General features: G+C 59.1%; 8 protein-coding genes and 4 pseudogenes. 5 read left to right on the top strand and 7 right to left on the bottom strand.

Annotated features, from left to right (window positions below; genetic code table 11):
- Window positions 1-2,545: 2,545 nt before the first annotated feature.
- Window positions 2,546-2,752, bottom strand: a complete 207-nt coding sequence (locus ACNJYA_RS10035) for a cold-shock protein (protein WP_036030656.1) — start codon at window positions 2,750-2,752, stop codon at window positions 2,546-2,548.
- A 770-nt stretch (window positions 2,753-3,522) separates the two neighbouring features.
- Window positions 3,523-3,717, bottom strand: a pseudogene (locus tag ACNJYA_RS10030) (response regulator transcription factor); the annotation flags it as partial.
- A gap of 673 nt (window positions 3,718-4,390) precedes the next feature.
- Between ACNJYA_RS10030 and ACNJYA_RS10025 the strand changes: the two are divergent.
- Window positions 4,391-4,795: an isocitrate lyase/phosphoenolpyruvate mutase family protein gene (locus ACNJYA_RS10025; protein ID WP_439402716.1), complete on the top strand. Its 405-nt coding sequence runs from the start codon at window positions 4,391-4,393 to the stop codon at window positions 4,793-4,795.
- 7 nt (window positions 4,796-4,802) lie between these two features.
- On the opposite strand, the gene ACNJYA_RS10020 is transcribed toward ACNJYA_RS10025, so the two are convergent.
- On the bottom strand, window positions 4,803-5,081 hold the full coding sequence (locus ACNJYA_RS10020) for a Wadjet anti-phage system protein JetA family protein (RefSeq protein WP_439402715.1): 279 nt from the start codon (window positions 5,079-5,081) through the stop codon (window positions 4,803-4,805).
- Window positions 5,082-5,157: 76 nt separating this feature from the next.
- Window positions 5,158-5,250: pseudogene (locus tag ACNJYA_RS10015) on the bottom strand (hypothetical protein); the annotation flags it as partial.
- Between the two features lie 380 nt (window positions 5,251-5,630).
- On the opposite strand from ACNJYA_RS10015, the gene ACNJYA_RS10010 reads away from it, so the two are divergent.
- The 4 genes and pseudogenes from ACNJYA_RS10010 (at window position 5,631) to ACNJYA_RS09995 (ending at window position 10,165) form a co-directional block, all read left to right on the top strand.
- Window positions 5,631-5,813 carry a GSU2403 family nucleotidyltransferase fold protein gene (locus ACNJYA_RS10010; protein ID WP_439402714.1) on the top strand — a complete coding sequence of 61 codons (183 nt, stop codon included), beginning with the start codon at window positions 5,631-5,633 and terminating at the stop codon, window positions 5,811-5,813.
- Between the two features lie 269 nt (window positions 5,814-6,082).
- A complete protein-coding gene (locus tag ACNJYA_RS10005) occupies window positions 6,083-6,469 on the top strand; it encodes a GSU2403 family nucleotidyltransferase fold protein (RefSeq protein ID WP_439402713.1) in 387 nt (128 codons plus the stop codon).
- A gap of 223 nt (window positions 6,470-6,692) precedes the next feature.
- Complete coding sequence (locus tag ACNJYA_RS10000; protein ID WP_439402712.1) at window positions 6,693-7,217, top strand: hypothetical protein; 525 nt, start codon at window positions 6,693-6,695, stop codon at window positions 7,215-7,217.
- A 756-nt stretch (window positions 7,218-7,973) separates the two neighbouring features.
- Window positions 7,974-10,165, top strand: a pseudogene (locus ACNJYA_RS09995) (hypothetical protein).
- 220 nt (window positions 10,166-10,385) lie between these two features.
- Here the strand turns inward: ACNJYA_RS09995 and ACNJYA_RS09990 are convergent.
- The 3 genes and pseudogenes from ACNJYA_RS09990 to ACNJYA_RS09980 all read right to left on the bottom strand — a co-directional run.
- Window positions 10,386-11,590: pseudogene (locus tag ACNJYA_RS09990) on the bottom strand (IS701 family transposase); the annotation flags it as partial.
- 45 nt (window positions 11,591-11,635) lie between these two features.
- Window positions 11,636-12,925, bottom strand: coding sequence for a type II toxin-antitoxin system HipA family toxin (locus ACNJYA_RS09985; RefSeq protein ID WP_439402711.1), 1,290 nt, complete (start codon window positions 12,923-12,925; stop codon window positions 11,636-11,638).
- A complete protein-coding gene (locus tag ACNJYA_RS09980; RefSeq protein ID WP_439402710.1) occupies window positions 12,900-13,274 on the bottom strand; it encodes a helix-turn-helix domain-containing protein in 375 nt (124 codons plus the stop codon). Before ACNJYA_RS09980 ends, ACNJYA_RS09985 begins: the two co-directional genes overlap by 26 nt.
- Window positions 13,275-13,638: the final 364 nt, after the last annotated feature.

Genomic DNA, 13,638 nt, shown 5'->3' with positions numbered 1-13,638 from the left:
ATATCGTGACCAAATTGGTGCCGTCACACATTCAAGCAACCGACATGCCAATGCCCTCGAGCATTCTCATAGACAGAATCATGTAGGTTTTTCGCACCATCTGGCTGCCGGCGACCCTACTTGTCGCGACTGAAACAACCGATGTCTTGAGCAAGAGAGCGAAAGCCGCAACCACCAGCCTTTAGCAGCGCTCGCTCCGGCGGCGGCATTCGCACACAATCAACACCCACAACAGCACGACCGCTTGGGGTCCGCCAGGCCAATCCGAACCGCACAGAAATTCAACGAGAAGGAGCGGCATGGTAACAACGCTTTCTCCATCGGGCTCATTCATCAAGATACCCAGCCACGCCAGGCTCCAAGCGCCCACAGGCAAGCGACCGTGATTGCGGTGAAAAACGAGTACAGCGTCAATTGCTAGCGCAGTTTCCTTCGTCGGCTTCCTTCTATCGCACGGACCACCCACCAGATGTTATATGTGAAGGAATTCCTCCGCCAATCGACTATCTAGACACCATTGTCCGTCACTCTCACGGAGAAGGGGGTTGAGGTGCAATAATCGAGGCCGTTGTAGAGTCGTGGGCACTTGGGCCTCAGTAGCCAATGCGACTCAGCACCGAAGTGATATATACTCGGCAGCGCACCGGCGATGTGGCACTCACTTTCAAAGTCGTAACCGTTTGTTATGCTCCCGGTTACGCGGACGCTTATTCTGTTGTACCTGCGGCCTTCATGTTCGTACACGCTGAGGACTTCGCGACCGAGCGCATGAGCGAACGCGATAGCCGCTGAAGCCGCTCGAATACGCTGCTCCATTGTTGCCTCGGGAGGAGTAACGAGGCGGACCCGAAATGGTCTTGAAACATGTCAGGCCCGCCCCAGCATCACCAGCCCCTGCAAGACCGGTGACGCTCACTGCACCCAAGCAAGCAGCGTGCCCTTCTTCCAAAAGGCTGCTGCACCTCCCTGGCTGTGTATACTTGTCGAGTTTGTCCTATTTTGTTCTGTCCCAATGTCCATCAGGACGCAAAATGTTTGCAACCCGACATTCGCGCATCAACGTTGACAGGAAGGCGATCGCATCGCTCCGGAAGTAGCGCTGACGCTTGCAGTCTACAACCCTGCCGATCCCAAGCAGCGATGGGAATTGCTATTCTGAGTATCGCCGACACTAAGCTGTGCATCGGCAACAAAAGCCACGTCACGAAAGATGGCAATCCTACTTGGCTCGACCGATTCAAGGGGTCAGTTGCTCAGAAGTGGAATTTTGTACCCCTAATGAACCTTAGGGTTGCAGAGTGACTGCCTCAAGAGGGGCGACGATTCGCGGCGCGCATAAATCGGATTCCGCTGATTACTCGCAAGGTAGCGTATGGTACGATCATGCTGCAGGCGCAAATCCGTGTCGTAACGCAAAGCACGAAAATGAGTTCATGGGCGCCTTAGCCCCCTATCATTCTCGATGTCTCTCCGCCCTCCTTGGCGCTTGCGTTATCGATCGGCTTCTTCAAATCAAGCAGCATGTTCTTGACCCAGGTCATTGACGTTTCATTTTCCCCAACGGGAGTACCAAGAGCGGCAAAGCCGCGGCGGCGTGCTTCAGCAAGTTTCAAGTCAGGATAGTGACCCAGCCGCTTTTGGTGCGGTTATTTGACAACGATCCAGGTCTTTCGACTCTTGCGGACGCGCAAGGCAAAGGCCGGCGTCTTCCGGTCCATATACAGACCGGGCTTCAGTGACTGAACGGTGAGATCTGTAAGTCCAAGGATTGGCACGATCTGGCACACCTCTCACGTGGATTGAGGCGGACAACCATGCCGAAGTATATGTGGATCGAATTCGCGTAAACCACAGCATGAAACAGGGTTTACGGGCACTCTGTGGAATGGGGGAGTGGCTTCACAAAAAATACGTAGGCTGGCGGCAGCGGTCTGAACAATTGCGTTTAGAATTATGGCAGCCCCTGATCGGCAAGATCGAGTGCGGCAACTGGCGCGTCAACCTTCTCGCAGCCAGCGGCAAAGCCCGTCAGCTTCTCGCAAGCTCTCCGGTGTAGCGGTGCTGTCCTTGACAGAAGGAGCAGAGCGTGGACAATCCTCCGCGTCGAGCCCGACGGCTTTGATGGAGGTCCAGGACGAGTTCGTGCCTCAGGCGGCGCATGCCAGGCAATAGATTCCGGACCATCTTCAGCAGGCAGTTCAGGCAGAGCAGACACGCCAGACTCTGCGCCAGGGCACGGTGCGGCGCTATGCTGACGCGCCTTTCTAGCTCGGCCCTCGTGATGAAACAATCACCGCACTCGAACCACAATCACTACCAGCCCGCACCGAGAACTATTTGTCGCGGGACTGACGGCTCTGCGCCAACAGCGCTTCACCGGTGTCGCAATCAAAAATGCCTGGACAGCGCACGCCTCGGCTATGTTGCTTCAGCTGAGAAGGGGAGCTGATCACGTCAACAAGACCTCACCATTACCTGACAACTATCCTGATCGACCCGAGACAGAGACCCCCGCTCTCGTCCAAGACGTCATCCGGCGTTCGGATCAGCCAACCCGGAGATCTTCAGCTGAGATCTTGCCCGTACGCCCGGCCTTGGGCTGATAACTTACGCGGGCCCCCTCTTCGAGAGTGGTGTAACCGGCCTTTTCCACGGCACTGACGTGCACGAAGACATCGGGGCCTCCATCCTCGGGCCTAATGAATCCATAACCCTTTGTCGGATTGAACCACTTCACAATACCCATTGCCACGTCGGCACCTCCTTAGTGAACCGTTGTGATCTAGCGAAGAGTCTTCCGGCCATCAAGAGCAGCGGCAAAACACATCGGGCCACGGATGCGAAGGTCTGGTCTCATTTTTCTGTCAGATCGCCTAGCTGTCGCCCAATATGCAAACGATAGAAAGCCCTGACGCGACCGCACTCCGCTTCCATTCCTGTGCATCCGGATGACGATTTGACCTTCGCTTCAGTTTCCTGCGGCGAACGGTTAACAAGAGAGTTGCACGCATGGAACACGCCCCAATAATCCAAGAACACGACGTCTGCATTGATGGTTCGCGAAGTGTCGGTCACTAAGCCAGCAACGTTTCGTGCGAATCACCCGAACTTGGTTAAGCGCGCTAGTTTGTGGGTCTACCAGCAGCGTGTTTTGGAAATGCGTCTGCCGACCATCATTGCGGACTTAAGGTCCGGCCCGCGCCGTCCGAGCCGCGCTGGGGTGATCACAAATTTCAGCACGTCAGCCGCTATGATCACCAGATTTCAGCTTCCGACACATATCGAACCACCACGCCGGCAAGGGGAGGACGGACATTGGGATTCGACAGACCGACAAGCTTTCGAGAGTGTGATGCGCGTGCGCCGGTCGCTTGATTACCTTGTCCGCGCTGCGCCTCACCGTAGCAATCAGCGATGACATGGAAGCACGCACTGTTCATAGTATCAGCACCTCTATCATCGCTGTACACTTGCCACGTGACGTCTGCTTGTATTTCGCCACAGCGCCACCAAAACCGCGGCTCAAAGAAGACCCAAACGCCGCGCCTTGACGACGCACTGCGTCCGGCTGGTCGTTTCCAACTTTCGCATCGCATTCTTGACATGAAAGTTGACGGTGTTCAGGCTCACTTTCAGGATCACTCCGATAGCCCAGGATGACTTCCCTTCCTCAACCCATCGCAAACACTGTCTTTCCCGTTCCGACAGAACAACCTCTCGCCTATCCGCCATGAATTTCTCCTGTAGTCCAGAGAACAGGAAAGCATCAGCAAATGCCATACCACTCAGTGGCGCCAACAAACTTCGGCGAGGCAGGACAAGTTCTTCGGCGATTGCCGCTCCATTCGCACGAGGCTGCCATCCTGCTGTAGCCCTATCGACGGGCTTTTGACATTGTCGTCAATCCGACGGCAGCATTACGACAATCGTGGCTGTCGATATTTTCGTCTAAATCTATGTGAGCCGGATATCACCCTTTCCCTAAGCACTCCTCCTCCGAAGGAGTGTGGGACTCCTCTCTCGAGGCGTAGCACGGGCTCGCGAACCCAGGTCATTCATTTTGCATCCAAAGTCCTTCTTTCCGGCCTTAGGCGCGAGGCCAATCAACCCATAGCGAAAGCTTGGCGTTCGTCGCGCCTCCTACGGCGATCATGCAAGCCTTTGCGGTCCCAATAAACTACCAATGCTGTTCATTGAACGGCATCGCGCCGAAAAACTATGAGCAGCGACGTTGTTGGCAATCGAGGTCGACTTACAGGATCTAGGCATGCAGCATCAAGCACGAGCCGTTCGGTCCACCGCAGGTCAACAACGTGCGCGGCCCTCGCCTGTAGAAATGCTTCGTGCCCAGGTCTGCTCGAATGATAAGCTCTCGTTTTGATGGAAGCCCATGATGGCCTTTCCGCCACAATCGCCCAGCGCTCACGATTCAATGGGGCTCTGGGCGTCTGGTCTGTCGATTGCCAACTCGCTGGGCTATCGTGATGCCAATGAAGCTTCGTGGAGCCAGCTCGTCCAGAGTGTCGAACGCATGGTGGACTCGACAGAGCGAGCTGTGCTCGTTGACGGGGATGGCGGCTTCGGCAATTTCAACAATGCTCGCCTGCTCGCACGCAAACTTCTTCAGGCTCGCGCGGCGGGCGTCTCGCTTGAGGACAGCTGCTTTCCGAAGCTGAACTCGCTGATTGGTGAGCGGCATCCGCTCGCCGATATTGATGAATTCTGCGGTCGTCTGCGGACTGTAAACATGCAGTCGCCGAAAATCTTGTTCTCGTGGCCAGGATCGAGGCGCTGATTGCCGGTCACGGATTGAACGAAGCTATGCTCCATTCGATTGTCGCCTTGTGGTGCCTGCCGTCCCGCAGTAGGGCATCCAGGCGTCGCACCAGGTCGCCGGCCCGGCCGACGAGTCCCTGCCCGACCCGCTCGGCGTACTCAATGGTGTTGCGGACCCGGGCTTCGAGCTGCCTGCGGAAGGCCTCGATCCTTTCGAACATCTCCCCGATCTGATCGAAGATGCTTTCGATGGCCAGCAGGTCGTCGGCAGCGGCCATCCGACCGTCCTCGATGTCGGCTGCCATGCTGGGAGCTGTGTACTCCGGGGATCCTCCGCACGAAACTGACGATGGCGTCGCGGAAGCGGTACGGATGATTAACGGTGAGATTGGACTCGAAGTCCTTCAGCAGGAGTTGTTCGACGAACTCCTCGAAGAAGGCTTCCAGCCGGGTAGCGACTGTTTTCGACTCCATGACGGTCCGTCGGACGCGCTTCAGGTCGGCCAGAAGGGCCCGCAGGCTCTTAGACTAGTGAACTGGTCGGCCTGATGTGCGCCTCGCGGACGGCGAGCGCGGCTTCGCGCTGCTTGCGGTCGGTGATCTCGGGCCTCAGTTTTTCGAAGGCCTCCGTTGAGGCGGATTTGCACGATCAAGCCGCCGAATCGCTGTCGAGAGATCTTTATTGAGGCTCGGTGGCGAGGGACCGACGAAGACGACCCTCAATATGTCGGTCCGACCGATGATCCCGAGATTGCCAACGCGCGGAAGCTTTCCAGCGCACCAAGATTGGCTATAGCGCGCGACGCGAGCTGGCAGCGAAGTTGAGGCGGGCCGGCTACCCTGCTCCTCCCCACATGGAAGGTCTCGTCGTCAACGAACTCGCGCGCGCCGGACTTTTCCGGCTTCGCGCCACGCTCGTTGGTTCGATGACCTATCGGACATACAGCGGCGTAGTCGGCCTCAAGCTGCCCGACGAGCTCGTGACGACCGAGGATATGGACATCGCGATTTTAGGGCATCTCGACCTGGATCGATGAAAGCATGCCCGACATCGAAGAGATCCTGAAAAGGTGGATCCGACATCTGCGCCCTCATTCTCCCCCGATGAAACCAAGCTGTTTAGCGGTTTGCCAATGCCACCGGCTTCAAGGTCGAATTCCTTACATCAAACCGTGGCGACGACGACTACTCCTCCAGACTGACGCAGATGCCTCCATTGGGGCCGTCCGTAGGAGCGCAGGTGTTGCGGCTCCTAGACTAACTGATCCATGAGCCCATCCGCTCTGTTGTCTTGCACGACGCCGGCGTGCCGGTCCTTGTACCGGCCCCGGAGCGCTATGGCGTCCACAAACTGATCATCGCGACCAAACGGAATGTGTTCTTTGCGGATAAGTCAAAAAAAGACATCAACCAAGCTGGCGCGCTCATTCAAGCATTCAATGCCGTCAAACGTAGTAGCGACTTAGGCTTTGCGTGGATGGAAGGGTGGGAACGCGGAGCCAGATGGCGACGACGGCTTCGTGTTGGCGCCCTGCGTCTTTCGGATGACACTTTCGACACGCTCACGAAGGGCGTCGCCGAAGCGGCCAAACTCGACGGCAAGCCTGCAGAGGAGTACGGGCTTACGGGAGGCAAGGAAGGTCTACTGGCGCGCGTTTCAATTGCGAATCCGACAGCGTCGCCGACGCCGTGATGCCAATTCGACATGTCGACGAGGCTCTCTCGCCCATCATGGGCGACGGCCCCCGGAAGCCTTGAGCGCAGATGTGCAGCCACGTTTTCCGGCGGTGAGGCGGCTCGGGTTTGTCGCCACATGCGTCTGTTCCTAGCATTCGGTGAGCGCGCCGTGCGCCCGCGGTCTGGTTAGCTCGCCGCCAGAGCGACCATGCGAGAACACGGTCGATTGAGATGCGCTGTTGAGCGAGCTTGATAGCGATGCGACGGGTTTCCGGGGTCGACCAGCGCCGCCGCGCACGATCGAAGATGCCCGGATCGAGGCAGTAATCGTCCGCCCCCTTGAGACGAAACCGCCCAACACCACTCACTGGAGCTCGCGCAGCATGGCGAGGGCCAGTGGGCTGTTGGTCTCGACGGTACAGCGGATATGGCGCACCTTCGGCCTGCAGCCACATCGGTTGGAGACCTACAAGCTTTCAAACCGTCCTGACTTCGTCGCCAAGGTTCGCGACGTTGTCGGCCTCTACGTAGTCCCGCCCGAGCGAGTCATCGTGCTGTGTGTCGACGAAAAGCCGCAGATGTTGGCGCCGGATCGGAGCCAACCCTCGTTCCGCATGCGGCCTGGTCAGGTGGAACACCACAGTCACGCCTACAAGCGCCATGGCACGACATCGCTATTTGCCGCTCTCGACATCGCAACCGGCCGGGTCATCGGCAAGTGTTACGGGCATCACGGGCCACAGAATTCCGCAAGTTTCCGATGAGATCGAGAGTCGCCGTGCCGGATGATCTGGACGTTCATCTCGTCAAGGACAATTAGGCAACCCATAAGACGCCGCTGATCCGTAACTGGCTGGCCAAAAGACCGGTCTGGCACGTCCATCTGACGCCAACCAGCTCATCCTGGCTCAATCAGGTCGAACGTTTCGTTGCCCTCATCACCGAGCGCAAAATCAGGCGCGGCATCTACCGCAGCGTGGCGGAGCTACGTACTGAGATCGCGTCCTTCATCGAACAGCACAACGCCGATCCCAGCCCATTCCGATGGACCAAATCAGCTGACGACATTCTCAGCTCCATGGAACGCTTCTGCCTACACTGTGTCGGCCAAGGCCTAAAAGGCCACGAACTTCTGGTTAGGACACTAGATTATGCGCGATGTCCCGCGTACGGATTTTCGCCCGAAACGTCCGCGCGCCTATTGCTGCGCCGATCGCGGGCAATTTCCAGAGGAAAATGAACTCCCAATGCAAGGCTGTCGAGTGGCGGTGTGCTGCCCCCGGCGCGCTCGCGGAAATTTCGCGCTTCAGGCTGCGGTCATGTACTGCAGGTGATGATCCCGCAGCTGAGGCGGTTATCCCGGCATCGCTGACTTCAGCAGCACAGCAGCTGCGATGGAAGTGGACCCGAGGCGACATGGGCTTGTGCATCGGGAAAAACGCTCTTGGTCAGCTACTCGTCAGCGAAGCGGTTTAGCCAGGAAGGCTGCGCATTCTCGGCTCTTCTATCGGAGATAAAATATGACGGGCATCGGCCGAGCTGGCAAATCGTACGTTGGATCTGGAGGAGCCGACAGCAAGGGGTATCGAGCAGTTCGAGCCTGGAGTTCGGCCTCGCTCCTGGGGAACGCAGTCAATCTTTCGAGGCCGTCGTGGAGCGGATGCGCTCCGAGCCTCAAGATAGAACCGCGCCGCTCGTGAACCGGCAACCAATTTCGGATGTGGCGGCGCCAACACGAGATGAGGTTAAGGCAGCAAAGCGAACGTTGGACAGCCTGCTTGAGGACCTTAATACTTGTCGTAGGGCAGCCAAGGGCGGCCGGACCTTGTCCGAGAGGCAAGAGCTGATCGATCAAGTCGTCAAAGCAGGCTTAGCAGTTCTGGACTACTACGCTGCTCTACCCCAAGGTTTGGCGCGGCGCATTCTGCCCGACGATCGGGCTCGCCAGCTCCGCGATGAGACGCTGGGCGCGGCCGACGAATGTAACGCCGTGGCTGCTGCGATTTTCGATGACCTGGAGAAGAGCAGACATAAAGCAGCAGCCCTGCTCGGCAGGATCATCCGCACCGCTTCGCCTGACCAGCTGAACCGCGTGCTTTCAGGCGTGGAGCCCTACTATGAGCACTGCATGGAGTGGTGGAGAAAGAGGGCATTGCGCTCGGAGCGGATGCAGTCCGTCTGCGCGGCTACTGCCGACCTACCAAGCAGCACGCCCGAGTTGCGGAAGTCCGAAGAGGCCGCGCTACGACTGCATACCGGCTGTGCACTCAATACGAAGTACAAGTATCTCGAATCGCAGATCACTCTCGCGCAGCTCTCCCTAGCGAGCAGGTTGGGACCAGCCGTCAGAGACGCCCTTATCGATGGAGACGGGCGAGTGCGTCTGCTCGGGACCTTCATCGAGGATGTTGTTCCGGCATTCGCCTCGACGGCCGAGGCCGTGATGAACCGCAACGGATCGCCGCTTGACGCTGAGCACCGCGACGTTCTGGAAGGAGTCATGGAGCGGCTTTCGGAATTTGCATCAGGAGTGAGCGGCATGGTTGCCAGCCTGACGGACGCCGGAGCGGGAGCCGATCTTCCGTTAGAATTGCTGGATCAGATAGTGGAAGGTGCGTGGCTTTCAGCGGACGAAGTCATGCGGCTGCTGGCACTTCAGCCAAAGACACCAGCCACGATTGAACCGCCGTCTTGGGCTGTGCTGCCGGAACATACTGCCGGGGTGGCCGAAGGCACTGCAGCGCGCAGGAAGGGCAAAGGCAGGCGCGCAGCGGCCGCAGGCGAGGGGAGTTCGACAGCTGGGGGCGCTGAGCCGCAGCTCGCCGGGTCCGACGCTGGCACGGGCTCAACACGCAAGGTTATCGTACTCTCGGATTTGGGTACAAAGAAACTCACGAGCGCGGAGGAGGCCCGCGCGCGGGCGTCATCGTCGGCGAGCGGCAACCTGACGATGTGGCAGGCTCCGCCCTCCAGAGAAGCGCTGACGGGACTGCTCAAGCGATTGGACGAACTTTTGGAGTTCGATCTGCCCGCTCAGCAAAGCGCCGTCTCGCAAGCGCGTCAGATGAAACCGGAGGACGCCGACCACGTCCTAAATATCGTCGTCGAGCGCCTCCACCGACAGGCCGCCGAGATCGAAGCCTGTGTAGCCGCGTTGGAGGAGCCTCGTCGAAGTGGCTTGCTCACGCCCGCGCAAGTGCCCGAAGTGCACGACAAGATAGTCCGGCTCAAGACGATGTATTCCGAGGTGCAGGGACAGGCAAACTCATTGAAGAGGCAAAGAGCCGCGATCATGATCGATTGCATGAAGAGCTACGGCTTTCCCTCGCAGAAATACCTTGAAGGGTTACGAGCGGCCGGGGAGTTGGAGCGTCCGGATCCTCCGCGCGCGTTGAGCGGCGATCCGGGGACGCTGTTCGAGATTAAGCTGCGGCCCAAGGCACTGCGCAACGGTGCGGCGGCGAATCCGATGTGGGTGCACATCCATACGAAGCGGCCGGTACATGCGTGGCAGTTGGCGACGGCGGCTGACGCCGAATTCGCCGCTTGCCATGTGAAATCCAATGAACAGCGCGGCTACAATCGGCACTGGCAGAGCGCGCGAGCCGCGATGGGGCACGAAAACGTCGTGATCCACCGCGGCAAGCTCACGCCTGCATTCTGTAGGTCCTTGTTGAACAACGCAGTTGGCAACCTGTCCGACGTCAGATAATTTGAGACTGATTAGACTTTTCGCGAAGAGAGGCTCTGGGCTCATCTAAGTTAGCATTACAGTTGCATTTTCGTCTGAGGTGAGCGCGGCGAGCGTCGGCCTGGTGAGCTCGCCGCCAGAGCGACCATGCGAGAACACGGTCGATCGAGATGCGCCGTTGAGCGAGCTTGATAGCGATGCGACGGATTTCCTGGATCGACCAGGGGATCAGGAACGATGTTCGGTGCGCCGGCGTCGCGTTTTTTTTGAGCGCTGGCTCAGCATTGACCCGATGACGGATGACGGCCATCATGGCGAAGGCCAGCATGACGAGTGAGACATGGCGATGCCAGCCATGCCAGGAGCGGCTTTCGTTGTGATCAAGGCCGAGCTCGTTCTTGGCGGTTTCGAAGCTGTCCTCGATGGGCGAGGGATGGCCTTCTACCGACACCAGCCTTTGCATGGAGGTGCCCTTTGGGCACCAACTGGAGAAGAAGGAGAAGCTGCCGTCGGCGATGTTGCGGCGGATCAGAAGACCCCGCGTCCATTCCCCGGCAAGGTCGTCGTTGTATTCACTGACGTCGAGATCGGCCCAACTCGAGATAGGCCCAGTCGTGCCAGCGCGGACCTTTGGTGCCTCCGCCGGACGGCGGCGCTAGGCGTTCTTGGGAAGGTTCTGCGCGATCGCGGAGGTGGTGCCGGCGACAGGCTGCGGCTTGCCCCAGGAACGGAACATGTGATTGGAAGCAACACTCAGAAGATAGCCTTCGCCCGCCTCGCGCAGCAGGGTTTCGATCTCGCCCGTGCCATACACGCTGTCCGCCGCCACGAACGAGAACGGCGCCTTTGCGGCGATCGCACGAGCGATCATTCGACGCGATCTTGGGCTTGGTCGCAAAGCCCACATCGCTCGGTACATGCGGTGCCTTCATGCGAGCGGGGGCGTCCGTCCATGCCTTCGGCCGGTAGAGCGTGCGATCGATGAAGGCATGGCCATGCCGCGACACATAGGAGGCGAACACTCCGATCTGGCAATTGGTGATCTTGCCCGCCGAGCCAGTGTACTGGCGTGCGACGCCGCACGACGCTTGGCGCTGTTTTAAAAACCCGGTCTCATCGATAACCAGAACCGCGTCCTCATCGGCAAACGTTTCCAGCGCGTACTAACGCAACAATGTCGCGCAGCGCGTCGGCATCCCACTGCTCCCGACCCAGGATCGCCTGCTGGCGCCACGGGCCTGGATCGCCGGCCGCTTCAGCCCGCATCCAACCCGTGTTGCGCGGCTCGTTACCCAACAGTCCGTCGAGAAACCGTCACGCCGAGGGCGCCACCCGTTCCTGCGTAAACAGCGGACGGATGCGTTGCTTGGCATCTCGCAACGAGGAAGCCCGCAGCGTCAGCGTATCTTCAACCGACGCACCACCAATCATCAGATCCCGTATCATGGTCACCCATGGATTCAGAACTCACCGAAAATAGCAACTGTAATACTAGGACGATAGGGCTGCTGCGCCTTTCGGCGCTGGCTCCGTTTGCTTCAGGCGATCTAGGTAGCCGCGTGCGCGCGAAATCACCGCCTCGACGACCGTGTCCAGGACGGGATCGCCGCGGGCAGGCATGGCTTCGACTTCGGCCTTGGCCACCATTGCGTGGTGCGTCACGGCCTGAGCAATCTCGGAGACGCGACGGATCGTCTGTGTTGGAGAGAGCTTGCAGTCCATGGCGAAGCGCTCCCAGTGGTTTCGTCCAAGCTGATCAGCCTGCTTCTGCCCGCCGATCTTCTGCGCCATGTTGCGTGTGATCTTCGGATATGGCGCCGCACAGACGATGTCGTAGCCTGGCGCCATGGCGGCGCCGCGCGCCGATAGCATCAGCGAGTAATTTTTGGCATGGGAATCCGTGTTCCACACCATTGGATTGAAGATGGCAAGGTCGACGAAACGGGCGGTCTCCTGTGCTGTCATGTGGCGCTGGGTCACGCCGACCATGTCGGCCAATGATGGTCCTTTTAGGCCTCTATCGTTGTTCTGGTACTTGGCAGCTGGCGGTCGGCCCAGGGCTTGGCAGAAGTCCTCCTGATGCAGCCGCCGCCACCTCTTGCCGTCATGACGGCGGTCATAGCGCTCAACCAACAGGTAGCTACGTTCGCCTGCCGTCCCGGTCGTCACCTTCGGCGTCGGGATTCCGATCATGCGCGCGAGCGTCAGGCAGAATGCCTCGTTCTGGACGGCGCCAGGCAAGCGCTCGCCATCGGGCTTGATGATGTGGGTCGATGGCGCGCCGTCGATCGGTATGTACAGGGTGTCGCCATCCAGAGCGACGGCGAGCTTCGTCTGCACACCGGCAAGCGACATCGACACGCCATCTTCGCCGACGAGGAAGGGCTTGTGGGGTAGCTCATTGAGGATGCGCTCGAGCGCGGCCTTGTCGGGGATCTCTCGCCATTTTCCGGCGATCAGCCCGGTGCCCGGCTGTCCGACGGAGAGCGCGCCGGCGGTGTCGCGGCCCATCTCGGCAAGAAGGCCGATGACATCGGCCGGCGACTTGCCGAGCATATGACCTACGATCCCGAGAGTTGCGTTCTCCGGCAGCAGATTTGCCGCCCATGACAGAATTGCCGAGGCATCGTGCGACGCCCGCGAGAGCGGCATGGTGAGCGACACAGGGAAGGCGCCGGTCAGCCCGCGCCAGGATTCGGCATAGGTGAAGCCTGACGCTTCGTCGGCGGTCGTGATCCAGCCGACCTCTCGCGTCTCAAAGTAGACGGGAAGACGGTCCATGAGGCTCCTCCTCGTCGCTGTCGGGAATGTCCGGTGTCTCGGAAGTGTTCGCGCGGCGGGCTTGGGCATCCTTGAGAACATCCTCGATGCGCAGCCCGAGCACGTTTGCCACGTGCAGGCTGCGCCCGAGCTGACAGGTGCTTTTTCCGGCCTCGAGGTCGACGATGAAGCGCTTTCCTGTCCCACTCACCATGGCCAGCTCGTCCTGCCGGAGGCCCTGGCGTTTGCGTTCTTCCTGGATGAGGCGACCGAATGCTGCAGCGAACTCGGCGGCTTGGCGCGCGACACCGGTCTCGCCAGGAGCGTCCTTTCCCCAAGAGGGGGGAGTACCCTTTGGAGGCGTGTTCATAGCTCCTCTCGTCATAAAGTTACCGATCGGGAACTTTATGAGCTGAAACGGGGAATGTCCAGCGAAAAGTTACCGAGCGGGATTTTTTACGCTGTTCCGATATGAAGAGGCAAAAAGGTTACCGAACGGGAACTTTTAAGCCAAAGCCCGGTTGGGCGACCCAGAGAGTTACCGATCGGGAATTCTGCTACCAATACCAACTCGGTTCTTTGGAAATCGATGACGACCGGAGGGAATCCCCGCTCATCCGTCGAGCGAAACATGGTCCTTGGCGTCCACTCGATGTGGCGACCTCCTCACGTTCGGCGAATGAGTAGCGTCCTAATAGAAGTTTTGACGATCGCGAAATGTGTCGGGGTCATAC

It is taken from the genome of Bradyrhizobium sp. BLXBL-01 (assembly GCF_051853025.1).
Lineage (GTDB): Bacteria > Pseudomonadota > Alphaproteobacteria > Rhizobiales > Xanthobacteraceae > Bradyrhizobium.
Note: the sequence above shows the minus strand (reverse complement) of the source record. Positions and strands in the feature narration are given on the sequence as shown.

Excerpts from the sequence above, each read along its gene's own strand:
- ACNJYA_RS10025 (WP_439402716.1), top strand. The coding sequence starts at position 4,391 with ATGATGGCCTTTCCGCCACAATCGCCCAGCGCTCACGATTCAATGGGG.
- ACNJYA_RS10020 (WP_439402715.1), bottom strand. The coding sequence starts at position 5,081 with ATGGCAGCCGACATCGAGGACGGTCGGATGGCCGCTGCCGACGACCTG.
- ACNJYA_RS10010 (WP_439402714.1), top strand. The coding sequence starts at position 5,631 with ATGGAAGGTCTCGTCGTCAACGAACTCGCGCGCGCCGGACTTTTCCGG.
- ACNJYA_RS09985 (WP_439402711.1), bottom strand. The coding sequence starts at position 12,925 with ATGGACCGTCTTCCCGTCTACTTTGAGACGCGAGAGGTCGGCTGGATC.
- ACNJYA_RS09980 (WP_439402710.1), bottom strand. The coding sequence starts at position 13,274 with ATGAACACGCCTCCAAAGGGTACTCCCCCCTCTTGGGGAAAGGACGCT.